The organism is Vreelandella sp. GE22, from assembly GCF_968212445.1.
Map to the genome: position 1 here is coordinate 1286843 of NZ_OZ309110.1, position 19518 is coordinate 1306360.

Sequence of the window (19518 nt, forward strand, 5' to 3'; positions counted from 1 at the left end):
GGTCCTCAATTGAAAGCGACACCCACCGGGAGTCCCCATGCTCAAGCTTTCTCGGCTAACCGACTACGCGGCGGTGGTCATGGCGCAAATTGCCCGCTACCCCGAAGTGCCCCATGCAGGCGCGGATCTGGCTCAGGTCGTCAATTTGCCCCACCCAACGGTCAGCAAGACGCTCAAGATGCTGGTCAAGGCGGGTCTTTTGACCTCGCAGCGTGGCGCCCAGGGCGGCTACCAGCTGGCGCGGCCCGCATCGAAAATCACCGTGGCGGATATCATCACCGCGATAGAAGGGCCGGTGGCGATGACCGAATGCAGCCACGCCGAAGGTGAGTGTGAGCTGGCCGCCACCTGCGGCGTCGCGGACAACTGGCAGCGCGTTTCCATGGCGCTGCGCACCCTATTGGAAAGCGTCACGCTTTCGCACCTGGCGGACACTACGCCGATCAAGCTGCCTATACAGCTACCGATTCAAACGATCAGCCTGTCGGCGGCGTCTGCTTAGCAGGCTCGCAAAGGCGCTCACTTTATGGACGGCGAGCAGGCTCGCCACCCAATTGCCTGGAGGGTACGACCATGGCTACCGAAGAAATGGAACAGTTGGTTCGTCGTGAATACAAGGACGGCTTTGTCACCGACATCGAGAGCGATACGCTGCCACCTGGCCTGGACGAAAACACCATCGCTTTTATCTCCAAGAAGAAGGGCGAGCCGGAGTGGATGCTCGAGTGGCGTTTGGACGCCTATCGCCAGTGGCTGAAAATGGAAGAGCCCTCCTGGGCGCATCTGGACTACCCGCCGATCGATTACCAGGAGATTTCCTACTTCAGCGCGCCCAAGCGCCCGGAAGACATGCCGCAGAGTCTTGACGAAGTCGACCCCAAGCTTTTGGAAACCTACGAAAAGCTCGGCATTCCGCTCCACGAGCGCGCTGCTCTTGCCGGTGTCGCCGTCGATGCGGTGTTCGACTCGGTGTCGGTGGCCACCACCTTCAAAAAGGAGCTGGCCGAGGCGGGCGTGATTTTCTGCTCGATTTCCGAGGCGATTCGCGACTATCCGGAACTGATCAAACAGTATCTGGGCACCGTGGTGCCGAAGGCGGACAACTACTTCGCCGCACTCAACTCGGCGGTGTTCACCGACGGCTCCTTCGTGTTCGTACCGGAAGGCGTGACCTGCCCGATGGAGCTTTCGACGTACTTTCGTATCAACGCGGCCAACACCGGTCAGTTCGAGCGTACGCTGATCATCTGCGAAAGCCGTGCCGAAGTTTCTTATCTCGAAGGCTGCACCGCGCCGATGCGCGACGAGAACCAGCTCCACGCCGCGGTGGTCGAGCTGGTGGCCCTCGATGACGCCTACATCAAGTACTCGACGGTGCAGAACTGGTACCCGGGCGACGAGAACGGCAAGGGCGGTATCTACAACTTCGTCACCAAGCGGGGCGAGTGCCGCGGCGATCGTTCGCGCATCAGCTGGACCCAGGTCGAAACCGGCTCGGCGATTACTTGGAAGTACCCCTCCTGTGTGCTGCGCGGCAAGGACAGTATCGGCGAGTTCTATTCTGTCGCCGTGACCAACGGTCGCCAGCAGGCAGACACCGGTACCAAGATGATCCACGTCGGCGAGGGCACGCGCTCCTACATCGTCGCCAAGGGTATCTCCGCCGGGCGCAGCGATCAGTCCTACCGTGGCCTTGTGAAGATCGGACCTAGAGCGAAGGGCGCGCGTAACTTTACCCAGTGCGATTCGCTTCTTATCGGCGATACCTGCGGCGCGCATACCTTCCCGTATCAGGAAATCGGCAACAGCACCGCCAAGATCGAGCACGAGGCGACGACCTCCAAGATCGGCGAAGATCAGCTGTTCTACTGCCAGAGCCGGGGCATCAGCGAAGAAGACGCGGTCAGCATGATCGTCAACGGTTTCTGCAAGGACGTTTTCCAGGAGCTCCCCATGGAGTTCGCCGTCGAAGCCGAAGCGCTTTTGAACGTGACCCTGGAAGGCGCGGTCGGCTAAACGCCTGCGCCACCATTTACTGTCAAGCGTCGCCGCGGCGACCCGCAAGATTTTGAAGGGCTAATACTATGTTGGAAGTTAACGATTTACACGTCACCGTCGAAGGCAACGAAATCCTCAAGGGCCTGACGCTGACCATCAACGCCGGCGAAGTCCACGCCATCATGGGCCCCAACGGCGCGGGCAAATCGACCCTTTCTGCTGTCATCGCGGGCAAGGATGGCTACGAAGTCACCCAAGGCAGTATCACGTTCGAAGGCAAGGACGTGCTCGAGATGGAGATCGAAGAGCGCGCCCAGGCGGGCCTGCTGCTCGGTTTTCAGTACCCGGTCGAGATTCCGGGGGTGAAGAACATCTACCTTTTGAAATCCGCGCTCAACGCCCAGCGTGCGGCCCGCGGTGAAGGCGAAATGCCGGCCCCGGAATTCATGAAGCTGATCAAAGAGAAGCTTGGTTTCATGAAAATGGACGCAAGCTTTTTGCAGCGCGCGGTCAACGAAGGCTTTTCCGGCGGCGAGAAAAAGCGCAACGAGATCCTGCAGATGCTCGTGCTTCAGCCCAAGCTTGCCATGCTCGACGAAATCGACTCAGGGCTCGATATCGACGCCATGAAGGTCGTGGCCGACGGCGTGAACAGCCTGCGCGCCCAGGAGCGCGCCATTTTGCTGGTGACGCACTACCAGCGCCTGCTCGACTACATCGTGCCGGATAAAGTGCACGTACTGGTCGATGGCCGCATCGTTAAAACCGGCGACGCCGAACTTGCCAAAGCACTAGAGGCGAACGGGTACGAAGGTATCGAGGAGTCCGTGGCATGAGCGACACCCAAACGTTTTTGGACACCCTGAAAACGCGCAGCACGCACTACAGCGGCGAGCCGAGCTGGATCGCCGCGCGCCGCCAGGCGGGTGCCGCGCGCTTCGAGGCGGTGGGCTTTCCCACTCGCCGTGACGAAGAGTGGAAATACACCGACGTGCGTGCCATCGCCCAGTCCAACTTTGCTTTGGCGGACAGCGCCGAGTTCTCCCAGGCCCAAGCGGCGGCGCTGACATTACCCATCGAGGCGTATCGGTTGAGCTTCGTCGACGGTGTTTTTTCCAAAGCACTTTCTGACGTCGATTCGCTACCGGAAGGCGTGCAGGTACTCACGCTCTCCAAAGCGCTCGAAGAGAATCACGAAGCGGTCGGCGGCCCCCTGGGCCGGTTGACCAGCGTCGACTTTTCCGCCTTTGCCGCGCTCAACACCGCCTTTATGGAAGAGGGCGCGGTGGTGCGCATCGCACCTAACACCGTGGTTGAAAAGCCGATCATCCTGCAGTTTCTCTCCCGCGAGGGCGAGGCGGTAATGAGCCACCCGCGCATTCTGATCGAGGCCGGTGGGCGTAGTGAAGCGACCGTCATCGAGCATTACGCCGGCGAGGCGGATGCCACCAACTTCACCAACGTGGTCGCCGAGCTGATGCTCGACCGCGGCGCCATCCTGAACCACTACAAGCTTCAGGAAGCGCCGCTGGGGGATTTCCACGTCGCCAGCATTCACGTCGAGCAGAGCCGCGACAGCGTCTACACCTCGTATAATCTGAACCTGGGTGGGGCGCTGGCGCGTAACGACATCATCGCTGATCTCAACGGCGAAAACGCCTATACCAACCTTTACGGGCTGTTCTTCGGTCAGGGTCGCCAGCACGTGGACAACCACACCAAGGTGAACCACAACGCGGCGCTGACGTTCTCCAACGAGAACTACAAGGGCATCCTTGGCGACCGCGCCCACGGCGTGTTCAACGGCCGGGTTTACGTCAAGCGCGACAGCCAGAAGATCGAAGGCTTTCAGAGCAACCAGAACCTGCTGCTCTCGGATCGTGCGCACATCGACGCAAAGCCCGAACTCGAAATCTACGCCGATGACGTCAAGTGCTCCCACGGCACGACCACCGGTCAGCTCGACGAAGAGGCGGTCTACGCGCTGCGTACCCGGGGCATCGACGAAGCCACCGCGCGTGGGCTTTTGACGCTGGCCTTCGCCGGCGAAGTGCTCGAGCAGGTCACCCTCGATGCGATTGCCGAGCGGGTCGAACTGGCCGTGGCCGGCAAGCTACCCGAGCGCTTCAACCTGGCGGGTCTGGTTGAAATTGCCGCCGCGCTTAACGAATAAGCGTTTAACCAGTGAGAGGAGCGAGCCATGTTCGACACCGCGATTGAGACGCGCTCGGCGTTTGATGCGCTTTTTGATGTGAAGGCGCTGCGCGAACAGTTCCCGGTACTGCACCGGGAAGTTCACGGCAAGCCCCTGGTGTATCTGGATAACGCCGCGACGAGCCAGACGCCTCAACGGGTGATCGACGTGTTCAGCGATTACTATTCGCGGTTCAATGCCAACATTCACCGCGGCCTGCATACGCTGGCCGATGAAGCGACCGCGGCGTTCGAGGGCACGCGCGCCAGGGTCAAGGCGTTTTTGAACGCCGAAGACACGCGCCAGATCATCTTCACTCGAGGCACCACCGAGGCGATCAACCTGGTGGCGCAGAGCTGGGGTCGCCAAAACCTCGCCGAGGGTGACGAAGTGTTGATCTCGATGCTGGAGCACCACTCCAACATCGTGCCCTGGCAGATGCTGGCCGCCGAGCGGGGTTTTACCCTGAAGGTGATTCCGGTAGACGCGGATGGGGCGCTCGACATGGACGCCTACCAGGCGCTTTTGAGTGAGCGCACCAAGCTGGTTGCGGTGAATCACGTCTCCAACGCCTTGGGTACCATCAACCCGGTGAAGGAGCTGGCTCGCCTGGCCCACCATCATGGCGCCTTGATCCTGGTCGATGGCGCCCAGGCAGCTCCTCACCAAAAGATCGATGTTCAGGATCTGGACGTGGATTTCTACGCGTTCTCCGGCCATAAAGTGTACGGGCCCACCGGCGCCGGCGCACTTTACGGCAAGAAGGCGCTATTGGATGCCATGCCGCCCTGGCAGGGGGGCGGCGAGATGATCAAAACCGTGTCGTTTGACGCGGGTACCGTGTTTGCCGAGACCCCGCACAAGTTCGAGGCGGGCACCCCGGCGATAGCCGAGGTCATCGCCATGGGAGAGGCGCTCGAGTGGGTCGAAGGCGTCGGCGTGAGCAAGATCGGACAGTGGGAAGCCACGCTTTTGGATCACGCCACCCAAGGCGTTAGCGAAATCGACGGCCTCAGGATCATCGGTACCGCGCCGCACAAGGCCGGGGTATTGTCCTTCGTGGTCGACGGCGCCCACTCCCAGGATATCGGGCTTTTGATCGACCAGTTGGGTGTGGCCATTCGCACCGGCCACCACTGCGCCCAGCCGCTTTTACACCATTTTGGTGTCGAAGCCACGTGTCGCGCGTCGTTTGCCGCGTATAATACGCTGGAAGAGATCGACATTTTCGTCGCCGCGCTTAAACGGGTCATTGGAATGGTGAGATAGCGTTTATGGATATTGAGCAGGTGGCAAGTCTCACCCGCGGCCAGCAACTGCCGCTTCAGCGCGACGTCGAGGCGATCGCGATTCCGTTTGGTAGCACAGAAACGTTGGCCGAGGACAGCGTGGTCAGCATCATGCAGGCCAAGGGCAGTACCGTCAGCGTGGGCTTCGAGGGGCGCCTTTATCTAATCGAGGGGCGTCACCTGGACGCGCTGGGGCTCGAGGCGCTACCCACGCCGACACTTCCCGAGTCCGCCAGCGAAGCGGACATCGAGGCCTTCGTGTGGGAGCAGCTCAGGACCTGTTTTGATCCGGAAATCCCGGTCAATATCGTCGATTTGGGTTTGGTGTACGGCTGTCGGATCGACCAGCTGATCAGCGGCGAGCGCATGGTGACGATTCGCATGACATTGACCGCACCTGGCTGCGGTATGGGCGATGTGATCGCCGCCGACGCGCGCAACAAGATTCTTGGCGCGCCGCAGATCAGCAAGGTACATACGGAAATCGTGTTTAGCCCGCCCTGGAGTCGGGACATGATGAGTGACGAGGCCAAGCTTGAGCTCGGCATGTTCTAACCCGGCCGAGGCGCTGGATGTTTAGTATTTTGATTCGGGCGATTCGATGGGTGTTGGTGTCGCTGGTGGCCTTTGTGCTGCTGGCGGCATTGGTGTTTTTAGCCGGTAACGTTTGGGTGCTGGCAAGCACCGCCCGCTTTATCGACCGGCCTTTGGAGCAGTGCCGGCCCGATGAGGTCGCCATCGTATTCGGCACCTCCCACTGGACCCGCAGCGGGCTGCGAAACCCGCACTTCCACGCGCGCATGCGGACCTCCGCCGAGCTAATCGAGCGGGCGACGGTGAACCATCTGCTGCTCTCCGGTGATAACCGCACCCAGGCGTATAACGAGCCCCGCGCCATGTGGCGCGAGCTACACCGCCGCGGCGTAGCCTCTCCCCGCATGACGCTGGACTTTGCTGGATTCAGTACCTACGACACCCTGGTGCGTGCCCGCGATGTGTTCGAACTCGACCAGGCGCTGCTGGTGACCCAGAGCTGGCACCTTCCGCGCGCCATTTATATCGGCCGCTCACTGGGGATGGACGTAACCGGTTGCGTGGCCGAGCAGCAGCCGGCGGCGGGCGAGTGGCGCTTGCACCTGCGTGAAGTGGCGGCGCGCGTGGCAACGCTTGGGGATCTTTATCTCTGGGGGCGCGAGCCTTATTTTCTCGGGCCAACCGAGCCGATCGAGACCCAACGGAATGTGCCTACCTCAAATTCCGTCTTACCGCTTATTTACCATCTACCCGCCGAGCTGATGCCGGTCTCGCCGTCGCCACATGGCGAGGGCAGTGAATAGCGGTGCCGCTAGCGCTTGGCGCGCTGTTTTTGCAGGTTGTAGAGTTCGCGGATCAGCTGACGGCACGCCTTCATGGCCTCATCGATCACTGGTTCGATTGCTTCGGGCAGCGGATGAGTAAACAGCGTCGAGAGGGCCTGCATCAGTACGCGCTCCTGCTCCAGAAGCTCGTTGATCAGTACCTGGCTGTCGTTGCCCACAAAGCTTTTCAAGCGGCTCCAGAGCCACAGGAAATCGTCGCGCTCGACGTCGGCGTCCCGGGGGAGCATTTTAAGTTGGCTACGCGCCAAAGACTGCAAAGAACGCATCTGCTTGAGTCGGGCGGCGTAGTAGGGCTTCAAAGCGTCGCGCAGCGTGGGGCGCAGGCGCTCAAGGTTATCCTGGAAATAGTCAATACTGTCGGCCAGCGCTTCGAGCACGCTGTCCATCGCCACCTGGCGATTATCAAGAAACATGAGCGTCTACCTCCTTCGGTGACGCAAATTGTGGCGGGGGCGGCCGGGTTTTGCCACCCCTCAAACGGATTATTTTTAGCGCTCGGCCCAAGGCCTTGAGCCCTAGCCTTTAGGCTTGGGGGGCGCTTTGCGCGGCGGCGTCGCGTTTTTCTCGATGTGCTCGATGATCATGCCGGCAATGTCCTTGCCCGTGGCGGTTTCGATCCCCTGTAACCCAGGCGACGAGTTGACTTCCATGATCACCGGGCCGTGGTTGGCGCGCAAAAGGTCTACGCCGGCCACTTGAAGGCCCATCGCCTTGGCGGCGCGAATCGCCGTCGAGCGCTCTTCCGGGGTGATACGAATGACGCTGGCCGTACCGCCCCGGTGTAGATTGGAGCGAAACTCGCCTTCGGCGGCTTGGCGCTTCATGGTGGCCACGACCTTATCGCCGATGACCAGGCAGCGGATATCCGCGCCCTTGGCCTCTTTGATGTACTCCTGAACCATGATATTGGCTTTCATGCCCATGAAGGCCTGAATCACCGACTCCGCGGCCTGGTTGGTCTCGGCCAGTACCACGCCGATGCCTTGAGTGCCCTCGAGCAGTTTGATCACCAGCGGCGCGCCTTTGACCATGGTGATCAAATCGGGGATGTCGTCCGGCGAGTGGGCGAAGCCGGTGATCGGCAGGCCCAACCCCTTGCGCGAGAGCAACTGCAGCGAGCGCAGCTTGTCGCGTGAGCGGGTGATCGCCACCGAGTCGTTGATCACGTAGGTGCCCATCATCTCGAACTGGCGTAGTACCGCACAGCCGTAGAAGGTGACCGATGCACCGATACGCGGAATGACCGCGTCGAAGCGTTCGATCTCGGCACCCTTGTAGTGAATTGACGGGTGGTGGGCGGCGATGCTCATGTAGCAGCGCAGCGTGTCGACGACGCGGGCGGAGTGGCCGCGCGCTTCGGCGGCTTCGACCAGGCGGCGGGTCGAGTAGAGATTGCGATTACGCGAAAGCAGAGCAATATGCATAGGGTACTCCGGATCAGGATAGGTACGTTTGCAGGTTCAGGGTTCGCCGTGCAAAAAGGCAGCGCCTGGGGCGACCAGCAGGCGCCGCATGGCCCGACGGCCCAGCAGCATGGGGTGGCGCATATTGCTTCGGTCGGTCAGCGTGAGCTCGACGGGAAAGTCGAGATCGCCAAGCAAAACGGGGGTGCGAATCACGTAGCGCCATTCGCTGTGCCCGTTGGAGCTGGTCACGCGCCGCCGGTCGTGCAGGTGAAGCTTATAGCGGTGCCCCGGGGTATTGGGGCCACCGCTATGGGTAATGAAGCTGATCCAGAGCTGGCCTTCGGCGTCCTCTTCGGTGGCGATCTCTTCGGCATGAAGCGCCGAGGTGCGCGCGCCGGTATCGGCTTTACAGCAAAGATGAAGCCCAAGCTCAGGAAGCGTCACCATTTCTCGACGCCCGATGACGGCTTTGGCCTGATAGGGTAGTTCCTTCACGGCTGCTCCTTAACACGCGCCCGAGGGCAGCGATTCAAGCCGGGCGTTGAGCCAACGCCTCGGTATCTATACGAAAATCTTTGTCTGTTCTTAACGTTAGTGGCGAGACGTGATATTCGCCAGCCGAGATTGAATGGCGCTGTCTGCCGGGGCATCGCGCAGCGTCATCACGACCAAAAGCCTTAGCCTTGGGATCAGCGCGATATCGCGCACCGCAGCGGTAAAATTAGTATTTGGGTGCTCGGCCAGGCGCTCTAGAAAGAGCGGCAAGCGCTCGGCGTCTTCAAGCCATGGCCAACCGCGCCCGGCGATGGCGGCCAGTAAATCCGGCCCGCAGGCGGCACTATCATCGAGCAGCGCCTTGTACCAGTCGCCCGCGGCCTGGTTTTCGCTACCGCCCACGGCTCGCACGCAGGCGCACAGGGTTTCGACGTCGCCTGCGTTGGCCGCCAGCTCGCCTTTAGCGGCCAGCGCCTTGACCAGTGCTTCGTCGGGCGCGCAGTGCTCAAGACAAAGACACAGCGCGCGAATGACTTCGTCTTCCAGGCGCTGCTCGCTGATGGCTCGTGCCAGAAGGTGGTGGGATTCGCTGTCGCTTCGCACAGTGTAGTCGGCAATGCCCTGTAGACCTAACGCTTGCCAATCAATTGTTTGTTGACCGCTTAAGTAGGCTTCTACGGGCTCCAGGTGCTGACTCGCGGCAAGCCCCAGTGCCCAGCGCGCTCGGGCGTTGAGCACCGCCTGAAAGGGCAGGCTCGGGGTGAATGCGAGCGGGTTATCCTTCATGAAATGCTCGCCGCTCGGGTCCTTTTGGCCGAGGGTGCTCACGTTACGCCCCAGCGTTTCCACCAACCGGTTCAAAAAGCCATCGCGAGAGGCGGGAGAGAGCAAGCCTTGCTCGTCGAGCGGTAGCGCCAAAAACCAGATCGCGGGCTCGACCATATCGCCAATGCGAAACACGACGCCAATGCGCGCCTGGCCTTGCCAGGGCTCCGGCCAGGGCGTTTCGCCGCGTTCGAAGCTCGCCAATGTTTGCCTGGCGCAGGGCGCTACGCGTCGGCCCATATGGTAAAACGATACGTCGGCACCGCTTCGCTCAAAGAACTCGTCGAGAGTATGGAGTGCTTGCATTAATTCCTTCCCTTGTGCAGGCCTGCACTCTACCTCGACCGGCGCGCAGTGTCAGCCCGAGTTTACCGGTTAAAAATTAAGCAACATTGTCAGAGGCCCATGGGGGGTGGCTCTGCGTCACCTTTCCATAGTTTATCCACAGTCTCTTGCAGGTTTTCTGTGAATCTGTGAGTAACTCGATTGGTGCGGCGCAGGCGCTCGGGTCATGGCAAGTTGTTCCCATAAAAGGGATAATGCGTTATCCATGCACCGACTCCCCAGGAGCTTATGAGCGTTCATCAATCGCTACACCAGGCGCTGCGTGAGCTCGAAGCCGCGATGAAAGCGGCCGAGCTTTGGCGTATGCCCACCCCCGATGCGAAGGCCTTTGAAAGCCAACAGCCTTTTTGCGTCGATACCATGTCGCTGGCCCAGTGGCTGCGCTTCGTGTTTATTCCAAAGCTCGATACGATGATCGATGCCAAGGCGTCGATGCCTGCCAAGTGCGAGGTTGCCCCGGCGGTCGCCGCTTATTTGCAGCAGGAAAAAACCCGCGCCAGCGACCAGTTGTTGGTGGTTCGAGCCGTCGAGCGTGTGGATAAACTGGTCACCGAGGGCTGACTTCGAAGGTTCGGCACGTAAAAGGCCCGGGCTCGCAAAAGCACCGGGCCTTTTTATGCATACATGTTATATGCACCAAGCGGCAGTTTAGAAACGGTAGCCAATACCGGCCATGACCACCACCGGGTCGATCTCGACGCTGCCCGCGGAACTGCCCGCCACGGTTGCGTCGCTGTCGATATCCAGGTACCAGACCGCGGCGTTCAGCGACCAGTGATCGTCGACCAGCAGGTCGATGCCTGCCTGACCCGCTGCGCCCCAGGTGTTGTCCAGGTCCAGGCTAACGCCGTCGATATCGACCTGCTCGCTGGAGAAGCGGGTGTAGTTGACGCCGGCGCCTACGTAGGGCTGAACCGGTGACTCCGTGCCACCCAGCGGGTAGTACTGAAGCGTCAGCGTCGGTGGCAGGTGCTTGGTCGAGGCGATGTTGTCGCCGTTCAAGCGGATATCATGCTTGAAAGGCAGCGCGGCGAGTAGCTCCACGCCAAACTTGTCGTGAAAGCGATACCCCAGGGTGAAGGCGAAGTCTGACTTGTCTTCGACATCGACCTTGAGATCGCCAAGCGCGGTGTCCAGCGTGCCGTTGCCGCTTTTGGGCGATACTTTGGCGATACCGGCGCGGGTGAAGAAGTCACCCTCGCCATAAGCGAAAGCCTGACCGCTGGCGGCGAAAGTGGCCGCCGCGAGGCCAGCGGTGACGAGAGTAGTAAAAGTGAGACGACCCATGGCGCTGCTCCTTGTGGATAACGTGACGCTCGGCTTTGAGAAAGTAACCTTGAAACCGTTAGCAGAGCGTATCGCGTTGGCGCGGGCGGGTTTTTGACTCAGCGCAAGAGTATTGAAAACGCGCATAAAAAAGGCCACCCGAAGGTGGCCTTGGAGCTATCAGTCAACGTTTAACGGTCGATGTGACGGTATTCACCGGCATCCGCGGTCATGCTGCTCACCACCATGATGGCGATGAACGAGGCAATGAAGCCGGGAATGATCTCGTAAATGCCGGGGCCACCCAAAAATTCGCCGTTAAAGCCCAGGCTGATCCAGAGCATGACGGTGAGCGCCCCGACCACCATGCCGGCAATGGCACCGGCGCCGTTGGTGCGCGACCACATCAGCGAAAGCAAAATCACCGGGCCGAACGCCGCACCGAAACCGGCCCAGGCGTTACTGACGAGCCCCAACACCTGGGATTCCGGATTGGAGGCGATGATGGCGGCCACGGTTCCTACCAGCGCCACGCTTATACGGCCAACGGTGACGGTCTCTTTCTCGCTTGCTTGTTTGCGCAAAAACAGCCGGTAGAAGTCCTCGGTCAGCGATGACGAGGCGACCAGCAGCTGGCTGGAAATGGTACTCATCACCGCCGCCAATAGCGCGGCATACAAAAAGCCGGTAATCAGCGGGTGGAACAAAAGCTCCGAGAGGATGATGAAGATCGTCTCGGGGTTTTCGACGTCCAGGCCATTACGGATCGCAAAGGCGCGGCCGAAAATACCCAATGAAACGGCACCGATCATGGAGACCAGCATCCAGCTCATGCCGATATTGCGCGCGATGGGCACGTCCTTGAGGCTGCGAATCGCCATGAAGCGTACGATGATGTGCGGCTGACCGAAGTAGCCAAGCCCCCAGGTCACCGCCGAAAGCCAACCAATGAAGGTCAGCCCGTCGGTCCAGGAGAGCAAAGTGGGGTCCACCTCGTTCAGCGTTTGCGAGGCCTGGCTGAAGCCGCCGCCGCCTTCGCCGAAAAGTACCACCGCCGGCATGATGATCAGTGCCAGCATCATGATGCAGCCCTGAACGAAGTCGGTCAGGCTGACCGCCAAAAAGCCGCCGACCACGGTATAGACCAGCACCACGCCGAGGGTGATGATGATGCCGGTGCCGTAGTCGCTGAACCCGCCAAGATCGATGACCCCGGCGAAAGCGCTTTCGAAAAGCCGCCCACCCGCGACCAGGCCGGACGCCGTGTACACCGCAAAGAAGATCACGATGACGATGGCCGACACGGTTCTTAGCGACAGTGCGCGGGTGGGAAAGCGGTTGGCCAGAAAGGCCGGAATGGTAATGGCGTTGCCGTAATGCACCGTCTGCTCACGCAGGCGCGGGGCAACCAGCAGCCAGTTGAAAAAGGCCCCCACTAGAAGGCCGATACCGATCCAGGCCGACGCCAGCCCGGACACGAACATGGCCCCGGGCAGGCCCAACAGCAGCCAGCCGCTCATGTCCGAGGCGCCGGCGGAAAGGGCGGCCACCTTGGGGCTCAAGGTTCGCCCGCCCAGTACGTAATCCTCCGAGGTGGAGGTTGAAGTGCGCATGGCATAGACCCCTATGCCGACCATCAGCGCAAAGTACGCGAAAAGACTGATCCAAACGCCAGTATCCATAGAATTTCCCCTGTTGATCCAATCGGAAGGCTCCGACACTGCTCGTTATTGTTAGCAATACGTTGATGTAAGTTGACGTCACCCCCCCCCAAAAAAAAAGAGGGGGGCGAGCGCCAGGGTTTCGAGCCCGTCGTTCGAAGAAGCCGGGTACTTATTCGTCGCCCAGGGCGAGCAGCGAGGCGTTGCCGCCCAGTGCCGCCGTGTTGTTGGTCACGGTTTTTTCCGTCACGAAGCGCTGCAGGTAGTGCGGGCCACCTGCCTTGGGCCCGGTGCCGGAAAAACCCTGCCCGCCAAAGGGCTGTACGCCGACCACGGCGCCAATGATATTACGATTGATGTACACATTGCCCACCCGAATTTTCTTCGCGATGTCCGTGGCGAAGGATTCGTTACGGCTATGCACGCCAAAGGTGAGCCCATAGCCCCGTGCGTTGATCGTCTCGATCACCTTGTCGATGTCCCGGGCCTTGTAGCGCACGATGTGTAGCACCGGGCCGAACTGCTCGCGGGTGAGCGCATCGATGCTGTCGATGACGAAGGCGACCGGCGCCACGAAGGTGCCGTGTTGCGTGTGCTCGGCGGCCATGGGCGTCTCGGCGACCAGGCGATTTTCGTCTTTGAGCGTCTGGATATGCGTCATCAGGCTACTACGCGCATCCTCATCGATCACCGGGCCCACATCGGTGCCCAGTTCCCGCGGGTCGCCTATCCTTAGCTCGCTCATCGCACCCTTGAGAATCTCGATCACCCGGTCGGCGACATCGTCTTGCAGGTAGAGCACTCTAAGCGCCGAACAGCGCTGGCCGGCGCTTTGAAAGGCCGACTGGATCACATCGACCACGACCTGCTCGGGCAGGGCGGTGGAATCCACGATCATCGCGTTCAGCCCGCCGGTTTCGGCAATCAGGGTCGGCAGCGGGGCGTTTTCCCGAGCGGCCAGAGAGCGGTTGATCGACTGCGCGGTGTCCGTGCCGCCGGTAAACACCACGCCGGTCACGCGCGGGTCCGAGGTCAGCACGCTGCCCACGGTAGGGCCGTCGCCGGGCAGCAGTTGGACCACATCGCGAGGCATGCCGGCTTCATAAAGCAGCTCGATCACGCGGTGGGCGATAATCGAGGTCTGTTCGGCGGGCTTGGCCAATACCGTGTTACCCGCAACCGCCGTCGCGACGATCTGGCCGCAGAAGATCGCCACCGGGAAGTTCCAGGGGCTGATAGCGGCGAATACGCCCTTGCCGCCCATGGTCAAACGGTTGGATTCGCCGGTCGGCCCGGGCAGTTCGATCACATCGCCAAACGACTCTTCGGCACGCATCGCGTAGTAGCGGCAGAAGTCCACCGCTTCCTTGATCTCGTCCACGCCGTCGGTCAGAAGCTTGCCGCCTTCACGGCAACAAAGCGTCATCAGCTCCGGCATGTGCGCTTCCATGAGATCCGCCAGGCGGCGCAGAATCGCGGCGCGCTCGGCCACCGGCGTGTCATCCCAGCGGGGGAAGGCCGCCCAAGCGGCGTCGAGCGCTTTTGTGGCCTGCTCGCTAGTGGTCCACTGTACAGTGCCCACGCTCAGGTTGTGATCGAACGGCGCGACGACTTTGTGCGTATTGGCCGCGTCGTCTTCGATATCGAAGGCCAGCAGCGGCTTGACCGGGTACTGGGTCTCCATGAAGGCGGCCATGTTCTCCATCAGCGGCTCGAAGTGGCTGCGGATGTTCAGGTTCACCCCGCGGGAGTTCTGGCGCTTGGGCCCGTAAATGTCCCGCGGGGCGGGAATGCGCGTATTGGCCAGGGTGTCGTACTGCTTGAGCGTCTCAAGCGGGTGTTGGCAGAGCCACTCCACCGGGATTTCCGGGTCGACCAGCTGGTGAACGAAAGAGGAGTTGGCGCCGTTTTCCAGCAAACGGCGCACCAGGTAGGGGAGCAGGTCCTTGTGGGCGCCGACCGGGGCGTAGATACGACAGTAGGTGCCTTCTGGGGCACGCTTCAAGGCGGCTTCGTAAAGCGCCTCGCCCATGCCGTGCAGGCGCTGGAATTCGAACGCCCGGGCGCCTTCATTGGCCTGCTCGACGATAGCGGTCACGGTGTGGGCGTTGTGGGTGGCGAACTGCGGGAAAATGCGCCCGCGGGTATCCTCGGAAAGCAGGAACTGCGCGCAGGCCAGATACGCCACGTCGGTACACGCCTTGCGGGTATACACCGGGTAGCCATCCACGCCGAGCTGCTGCGACTCCTTGATCTCGCTGTCCCAATAAGCGCCTTTGACCAGGCGAAGCGGAATTTCGTCGCCCTGCTGCTCGGCCAGCCGGTTGATGTAGTAAAGCACCGGCAGCGCACGCTTGGAGTAGGCTTGAACCACAAGGCCGAAGTGGCCCCAGCCCTTGGCCGCGCTGCTCTCGAATACGGCGCGGAAAACCTCGAGTGAAAGCTCGAGACGGTCGACCTCTTCGGCATCGATGGTCACCGCGACGTCCAGCTCCCGGGCCCGCGTTACGAGCGCGATGACGCTATCGACGAGCTCGGCGAGCACCTGCTCGCGGCGGCCGAATTCGTAGCGGGGGTGAAGGGCAGAAAGCTTGATCGAGACCGACGGCTTGGGTGTGCGCTCGTTCAAACGCTGCGACGTCTTGCCGACCTGCTCGATGGCCCGGGCGTAGTCGTCGAAATAACGCTTGGCGTCGTCGCGGGTGCGCGCCGCCTCGCCCAGCATGTCGTAGGAGTAGGTGTAGCCCTTGTTGAAAAGCGGCTTCGAGCGTTTCAGCGCCTCGTCGATATCCCGCCCCAACACGAACTGTTTGCCCATGATCTTCATCGCCTCGAACATGGCGCGGCGAATCACCGGCTCGCCCATCCGGTTGACCATGCGGTTGATGAAGTTCGCGGGCTGGCCTTCGCGCGGCTCGTCGAGCTTGAGCACCCGGCCGGTCATCAAAAGGCCCCAGGTGGAGGCGTTGACCATCCAGGATTCGCTTTTACCGACGTGGGACTGCCAGTCCGCCGGGCCCAGTTTGTCTTCGATCAGCGCGTCCGCCGTCGCTTTATCGGGAATGCGCAGCATTGCCTCGGCCAGGCACATCAGCATCAAGCCTTCGTGGGTGTCCAGGCTGTACTGCTGCAAAAGCTCGTCGATGGTGTCGACGGCGGTATCCATCTTGCGCACGTTGCGCACAAGCTCGGCGGTCTTTTCGCCAATGCGGTCGAAGTCTTCGCGCCCGGCGTCGAGCACCTTGATCAGTTCAGCCACGTAGGTGTCTTCATCGACGATATAGTGGTCGCTGACGGTTTTCAAAAGCGTATCGAGATCGGTTTGCCAGACGTTGGAGTCGCGCATTTTTTTGGCGTTGAGCATTGTGGCCCCCGTGTTCCAATAGAACGAAAGATGGCACGGCGCGTGCCTGATAGCGCTCGAATGTAGAGCGCCTAACGAATGGGTGTATGTCGGTATCGCGGTAAAACGTGTCAATTTCGCGGTAAGCGCGGCTTTTTGTCACTTTCCACACGTTACTTAAAGGCGAGCTCGCCCGGGCCCGCCTCGAACCCCAGCGCGTTTTCACGCACCTGCCTGAACGCGCGGGGCGACTGCCCGTAGCGGCGCCGGAAGGCGTGAGAGAGCGCGCTTTGGTTGGCAAAGCCGGTTTGCACGGCGATATCGGTCAGCGGCAGACGGCTTTGTGTGATTAGCTCGCGCGCCGCGCTTAGCCGCTTACGACGCACGTACTGCCAAGGCGAAAGCCCGGTCTGGGCGCGAAAGCGCGCGGAGAAGTGCGCCTCGCTAAGGCAGGCCAAGCGGGCGAGATCCGCAACGCGCAGCTCATCGGCCAGGCGGATAGCGATATAGCGATCGATAGGTTCCAGGTCGAGCTGGCGCTTGGGCGAGGGCAGAGGCGAGGAGAGCCGTGCTTTCAAGGCGCCCAGCAGGGTGGCGGCCAGCCGGTCGGGCTGATGGTCGGCGCCGCCGTGCTCGAAGCCCAGGCGCAGCTCGCTCTCGACGAAGCTCAGGTAGTGGCGCAGCGAGCCATCGAGGGCGAAAAAGCGTGGCGCATCGAAAAGCGCGATCAGCTCACGATGCTCGCCGGTCAACGCCGGGGCGTTCTCCGGTAGATCGAAAATGAGCTGGCGGTTGTAGCCGTGGCCGGAATAGTAGTGCTCGTGGTTAGCCGGGACGATACAGCCGGAGAACGCGTTGACCCGGCCTCCCAACCCTTCGATCTCAAAGTCCGAGGCGCCGCACAGCGTAATCACGATTTGATGGAAGTCATGGGCGTGATGCTTGACCGCGCTCTCCAGAGGAATCTGGCGGATGGTGCTCAGCATGGGCGGCTCCTCTTAAAAGGCGCTTTGAACGCCTTACTGCTGGCGAAGCGCAGTGTGCGCAGCCAAATGGTCGCGCAGCGCTTTTAGCTCTTGCTGGCCGGCCTGGTTGAGTAGCGGCTTGCCCTGGGCGATTTGCCAGCGACGCCCGTATTGATCCATCAGCTGTGACGCCCGGCGGCGTACGCCGTCCAGGTACTCGTCGTGACGAATCGGGTAGCCGATCATGGCGTTCCACTCGGTCTCGCTGACCTTGCTTTCGAGCGCCTTGTCAAAAAGGGCCAGCAGGTGTTTGGGCTCGGTGCGATAGCGCGGTGTGCTCGTCGTCATCAAAATGACCAGCACCGAGCCGATCACCAGTAGACAAACACCAAGCACCAGTAAATACAGCGCCATGTTGTGCTCCTTGCCCGCTCTTTGCGTTTGGCTATTACCTGCCTGCAAGCAGAAAAAATAGCGAAAACGTCGTTCGATTGAGAACTTTTTGCCAAATTAGTGTCAGAGAATGTACAGGCAACACGCGATAGCAGTCGCAAGAAGTGTTGCACTGGCTTCTTTTTCGATCCCTTGTTTCCGCTGCCTTCTGGCAGCGGTTTTTTTTGGCTTGCCTATACTACTGATATTTCTACCAGGCTGCACTGAACGCGCGGCCTGGTTTGACTCTTGGGTCAGTGCCCGCATGATAAAGGGCCTCACGTACCACTATAGCGTTTAAGCGTTCAGGGTAAACCTGGGCGTTTAAACTCGAGGAGGCGTTTATGGATGCCCGCGAATACTTGAACCGTAAAGGCGTTGGCGTGGAGCGCGAGCCGGACCGGCCCAATACGCTCGAAGAAAAAGCCTGGGCTCGTGCCCGGGATTCCGGCGACGCGCGGCCAAAATCCGGCACGCCCCACGACTGGGAAGACTGGGAGCGCTACCACGATGAGCTGGCTGACGACGCCGGTACCCTCGAGCAGAAAATCGATAAAGAGGCGCATCGCAAAGCACTCGAGCGCGAGCGCCGCGAGGCGCAGGAGCAAAACGACCCCGTCGAACAGTTTAGCCCCGACGCCGCTTCTCAACCGGCACCGGTTGAGCATTTCACCCCCGATACGCCTCAATCCGCTGCAAAACCCGCGCCGGAGCAGCCGCCAAAGCCCAACAACCTGGCGGTCACCCCCCAAGCGGGCGAGCCCGCCGCGCTCAAGGCGGCTTACGCGGCGCTGGCGGTGTTGTTGCCGCCGCTGGGCGTTGGGTTGACCGGGGCAGGGGGCAAGCGAGTGTTCATCGCGCTGGTGCTGACGCTTCTGGGTTGGGTGCCGGGCGCCCTTTACGCACTCGTGTGGGTGCTTCGCCGTTAACCTTGTTTTAGTTAAAGGTTTACCTTCGCGAGGATCTTCGTATAATCCAGTCAACTTTTAAAGTCGAAGAGGTTGACCATGGGTTATTTGGTGGGGGTTACCGCGCTCTGGGCGTTTTCGTTTTCGCTGATCGGCGTTTACATCGCGGGGCAAGTGGATAACTACTTCGCGGTGCTGGTGCGCATTACGCTCGCGCTTTTAGTGTTTTTGCCGTTTTTACGCCCGGGTTTGTTGAAAAAGCGCGATATCGCCGCGCTCATGGCGCTGGGGGCGGTTCAACTCGGTATCATGTACCTTTTCGTATACCACGCTTATCTAGTGCTGTCGGTGCCGGAGGTGGTGCTGTTCACCATTTTCACGCCGGTTTACATTGCGCTGCTCGACGATTTGATGTTCAAGCGCTTTACCCCGATCTATCTGGTCACCGCGGTACTTGCAGTAATCGGCGCGGCGGTGATCCGTTTCGACGGCGTGAACAGCGGTTTCTGGCTCGGCTTTTTGGTCGTGCAGGGGGCGAATCTCTGCTTCGCCATCGGTCAGGTGGGGTATCGTCGACTGGCCGCGGGTTACGCCGAGGATTTGGCCTGGCACAACGTGTTCGGCTGGTTCTTCGTCGGCGCGCTGATCATCGCGCTGCCCGCGTTTTTGCTGATGGGCGATGCCCAGGCGCTGCCTACTACGTCCACCCAGTGGGGGGTGCTGGCTTTGCTTGGGCTGCTCTCCTCGGGGGTGGGCTACTTCGCCTGGAACCAGGGCGCCACCCAAGTCGATGCGGGAACCCTGGCGGTAATGAACAACGTGCTGGTGCCCGCGGGGCTCTTGGTCAACGTGGTGATTTGGAACCGGGATGCGGACCTTGGTCGCCTGGCGCTCGGCGGATCGATCATCCTGGCCTCGCTTTGGCTCAACCAGTGGTGGCTCAAGCGCCGCCCGCGCAGCGTTTCCAGGCCTTTGCTGCACCGTTAAGCGGCGGGCGGATTTGCCCGCGTGC

At 60.9% G+C, this 19518-nt stretch carries 19 protein-coding genes; 10 read left to right on the forward strand and 9 right to left on the reverse strand.

Features of this window, described 5'->3' with window-relative positions:
* The first annotated feature begins 37 nt into the window (after positions 1 to 37).
* The 7 genes from ACWHRL_RS06070 to ACWHRL_RS06100 all read left to right on the forward strand — a co-directional run bounded on the left by ACWHRL_RS06070 (position 38) and on the right by ACWHRL_RS06100 (position 6818).
* A complete protein-coding gene (locus ACWHRL_RS06070) occupies positions 38 to 502 on the forward strand; it encodes an SUF system Fe-S cluster assembly regulator (RefSeq protein WP_447528349.1) in 465 nt (154 codons plus the stop codon).
* A gap of 71 nt (positions 503 to 573) precedes the next feature.
* Positions 574 to 2016 (forward strand): Fe-S cluster assembly protein SufB, encoded by a 1443-nt coding sequence (gene sufB, locus ACWHRL_RS06075; protein WP_447895636.1) that lies wholly within the window; start codon positions 574 to 576, stop codon positions 2014 to 2016.
* Positions 2017 to 2084: 68 nt separating this feature from the next.
* Positions 2085 to 2834 (forward strand): Fe-S cluster assembly ATPase SufC, encoded by a 750-nt coding sequence (gene sufC / locus ACWHRL_RS06080; RefSeq protein ID WP_447528351.1) that lies wholly within the window; start codon positions 2085 to 2087, stop codon positions 2832 to 2834.
* A complete protein-coding gene (gene sufD / locus ACWHRL_RS06085; RefSeq protein WP_447895637.1) occupies positions 2831 to 4171 on the forward strand; it encodes a Fe-S cluster assembly protein SufD in 1341 nt (446 codons plus the stop codon). The genes sufC and sufD overlap by 4 nt, the downstream gene beginning before the upstream one ends.
* Before the next feature lie 27 nt (positions 4172 to 4198).
* A complete protein-coding gene (locus tag ACWHRL_RS06090; protein WP_447895638.1) occupies positions 4199 to 5461 on the forward strand; it encodes a SufS family cysteine desulfurase in 1263 nt (420 codons plus the stop codon).
* 5 nt (positions 5462 to 5466) lie between these two features.
* Positions 5467 to 6036 carry a putative Fe-S cluster assembly protein SufT gene (sufT, locus tag ACWHRL_RS06095; RefSeq protein WP_447528354.1) on the forward strand — a complete coding sequence of 190 codons (570 nt, stop codon included), beginning with the start codon at positions 5467 to 5469 and terminating at the stop codon, positions 6034 to 6036.
* Positions 6037 to 6053: 17 nt separating this feature from the next.
* The gene (locus ACWHRL_RS06100) at positions 6054 to 6818 is read left to right on the forward strand and encodes a SanA/YdcF family protein (RefSeq protein WP_447895639.1); all 765 of its coding nucleotides are present in this window, start codon (positions 6054 to 6056) and stop codon (positions 6816 to 6818) included.
* 8 nt (positions 6819 to 6826) lie between these two features.
* On the opposite strand, the gene ACWHRL_RS06105 is transcribed toward ACWHRL_RS06100, so the two are convergent.
* From ACWHRL_RS06105 to ACWHRL_RS06120, 4 genes are all read right to left on the reverse strand, one after another.
* Complete coding sequence (locus ACWHRL_RS06105; RefSeq protein WP_447895640.1) at positions 6827 to 7273, reverse strand: hypothetical protein; 447 nt, start codon at positions 7271 to 7273, stop codon at positions 6827 to 6829.
* Between the two features lie 102 nt (positions 7274 to 7375).
* Complete coding sequence (gene rimK, locus ACWHRL_RS06110) at positions 7376 to 8284, reverse strand: 30S ribosomal protein S6--L-glutamate ligase (RefSeq protein ID WP_447528357.1); 909 nt, start codon at positions 8282 to 8284, stop codon at positions 7376 to 7378.
* Between the two features lie 36 nt (positions 8285 to 8320).
* On the reverse strand, positions 8321 to 8761 hold the full coding sequence (locus ACWHRL_RS06115) for an ATP-dependent zinc protease family protein (RefSeq protein WP_447528358.1): 441 nt from the start codon (positions 8759 to 8761) through the stop codon (positions 8321 to 8323).
* A gap of 96 nt (positions 8762 to 8857) precedes the next feature.
* Positions 8858 to 9892 carry a DUF3549 family protein gene (locus tag ACWHRL_RS06120; RefSeq protein ID WP_447895641.1) on the reverse strand — a complete coding sequence of 345 codons (1035 nt, stop codon included), beginning with the start codon at positions 9890 to 9892 and terminating at the stop codon, positions 8858 to 8860.
* Positions 9893 to 10159: 267 nt separating this feature from the next.
* Here ACWHRL_RS06120 and ACWHRL_RS06125 point away from each other — a divergent pair, with 267 nt between their 5' ends.
* Complete coding sequence (locus ACWHRL_RS06125; RefSeq protein ID WP_447528360.1) at positions 10160 to 10492, forward strand: YqcC family protein; 333 nt, start codon at positions 10160 to 10162, stop codon at positions 10490 to 10492.
* Positions 10493 to 10579: 87 nt separating this feature from the next.
* Here the strand turns inward: ACWHRL_RS06125 and ACWHRL_RS06130 are convergent, their stop codons facing one another.
* The 5 genes from ACWHRL_RS06130 to ACWHRL_RS06150 all read right to left on the reverse strand — a co-directional run bounded on the left by ACWHRL_RS06130 (position 10580) and on the right by ACWHRL_RS06150 (position 17580).
* Positions 10580 to 11218, reverse strand: a complete 639-nt coding sequence (locus ACWHRL_RS06130; protein ID WP_447528361.1) for an OmpW/AlkL family protein — start codon at positions 11216 to 11218, stop codon at positions 10580 to 10582.
* A 170-nt stretch (positions 11219 to 11388) separates the two neighbouring features.
* The gene (gene putP / locus ACWHRL_RS06135) at positions 11389 to 12879 is read right to left on the reverse strand and encodes a sodium/proline symporter PutP (protein WP_447895642.1); all 1491 of its coding nucleotides are present in this window, start codon (positions 12877 to 12879) and stop codon (positions 11389 to 11391) included.
* A 151-nt stretch (positions 12880 to 13030) separates the two neighbouring features.
* Positions 13031 to 16222: a bifunctional proline dehydrogenase/L-glutamate gamma-semialdehyde dehydrogenase PutA gene (gene putA / locus ACWHRL_RS06140; protein ID WP_447895643.1), complete on the reverse strand. Its 3192-nt coding sequence runs from the start codon at positions 16220 to 16222 to the stop codon at positions 13031 to 13033.
* A gap of 152 nt (positions 16223 to 16374) precedes the next feature.
* The gene (locus ACWHRL_RS06145; protein ID WP_447528364.1) at positions 16375 to 17187 is read right to left on the reverse strand and encodes a helix-turn-helix domain-containing protein; all 813 of its coding nucleotides are present in this window, start codon (positions 17185 to 17187) and stop codon (positions 16375 to 16377) included.
* 33 nt (positions 17188 to 17220) lie between these two features.
* Complete coding sequence (locus ACWHRL_RS06150) at positions 17221 to 17580, reverse strand: hypothetical protein (RefSeq protein ID WP_447528365.1); 360 nt, start codon at positions 17578 to 17580, stop codon at positions 17221 to 17223.
* 362 nt (positions 17581 to 17942) lie between these two features.
* On the opposite strand from ACWHRL_RS06150, the gene ACWHRL_RS06155 reads away from it, so the two are divergent.
* Together ACWHRL_RS06155 and ACWHRL_RS06160 are read left to right on the forward strand one after the other, a co-directional pair.
* Complete coding sequence (locus tag ACWHRL_RS06155) at positions 17943 to 18527, forward strand: YqaE/Pmp3 family membrane protein (protein ID WP_447895644.1); 585 nt, start codon at positions 17943 to 17945, stop codon at positions 18525 to 18527.
* A 78-nt stretch (positions 18528 to 18605) separates the two neighbouring features.
* Positions 18606 to 19493 (forward strand): carboxylate/amino acid/amine transporter, encoded by an 888-nt coding sequence (locus ACWHRL_RS06160; protein ID WP_447895645.1) that lies wholly within the window; start codon positions 18606 to 18608, stop codon positions 19491 to 19493.
* Positions 19494 to 19518: the final 25 nt, after the last annotated feature.

Excerpts from the sequence above, each read along its gene's own strand:
- ACWHRL_RS06070 (WP_447528349.1), top strand. The coding sequence starts at position 38 with ATGCTCAAGCTTTCTCGGCTAACCGACTACGCGGCGGTGGTCATGGCG.
- ACWHRL_RS06150 (WP_447528365.1), bottom strand. The coding sequence starts at position 17,580 with ATGGCGCTGTATTTACTGGTGCTTGGTGTTTGTCTACTGGTGATCGGC.
- sufD (WP_447895637.1), top strand. The coding sequence starts at position 2,831 with ATGAGCGACACCCAAACGTTTTTGGACACCCTGAAAACGCGCAGCACG.
- ACWHRL_RS06125 (WP_447528360.1), top strand. The coding sequence starts at position 10,160 with ATGAGCGTTCATCAATCGCTACACCAGGCGCTGCGTGAGCTCGAAGCC.
- ACWHRL_RS06120 (WP_447895641.1), bottom strand. The coding sequence starts at position 9,892 with ATGCAAGCACTCCATACTCTCGACGAGTTCTTTGAGCGAAGCGGTGCC.
- ACWHRL_RS06105 (WP_447895640.1), bottom strand. The coding sequence starts at position 7,273 with ATGTTTCTTGATAATCGCCAGGTGGCGATGGACAGCGTGCTCGAAGCG.
- rimK (WP_447528357.1), bottom strand. The coding sequence starts at position 8,284 with ATGCATATTGCTCTGCTTTCGCGTAATCGCAATCTCTACTCGACCCGC.
- ACWHRL_RS06130 (WP_447528361.1), bottom strand. The coding sequence starts at position 11,218 with ATGGGTCGTCTCACTTTTACTACTCTCGTCACCGCTGGCCTCGCGGCG.
- ACWHRL_RS06100 (WP_447895639.1), top strand. The coding sequence starts at position 6,054 with ATGTTTAGTATTTTGATTCGGGCGATTCGATGGGTGTTGGTGTCGCTG.
- ACWHRL_RS06090 (WP_447895638.1), top strand. The coding sequence starts at position 4,199 with ATGTTCGACACCGCGATTGAGACGCGCTCGGCGTTTGATGCGCTTTTT.
- sufT (WP_447528354.1), top strand. The coding sequence starts at position 5,467 with ATGGATATTGAGCAGGTGGCAAGTCTCACCCGCGGCCAGCAACTGCCG.
- ACWHRL_RS06155 (WP_447895644.1), top strand. The coding sequence starts at position 17,943 with ATGGATGCCCGCGAATACTTGAACCGTAAAGGCGTTGGCGTGGAGCGC.
- putP (WP_447895642.1), bottom strand. The coding sequence starts at position 12,879 with ATGGATACTGGCGTTTGGATCAGTCTTTTCGCGTACTTTGCGCTGATG.
- sufC (WP_447528351.1), top strand. The coding sequence starts at position 2,085 with ATGTTGGAAGTTAACGATTTACACGTCACCGTCGAAGGCAACGAAATC.
- sufB (WP_447895636.1), top strand. The coding sequence starts at position 574 with ATGGCTACCGAAGAAATGGAACAGTTGGTTCGTCGTGAATACAAGGAC.
- ACWHRL_RS06160 (WP_447895645.1), top strand. The coding sequence starts at position 18,606 with ATGGGTTATTTGGTGGGGGTTACCGCGCTCTGGGCGTTTTCGTTTTCG.
- ACWHRL_RS06145 (WP_447528364.1), bottom strand. The coding sequence starts at position 17,187 with ATGCTGAGCACCATCCGCCAGATTCCTCTGGAGAGCGCGGTCAAGCAT.
- putA (WP_447895643.1), bottom strand. The coding sequence starts at position 16,222 with ATGCTCAACGCCAAAAAAATGCGCGACTCCAACGTCTGGCAAACCGAT.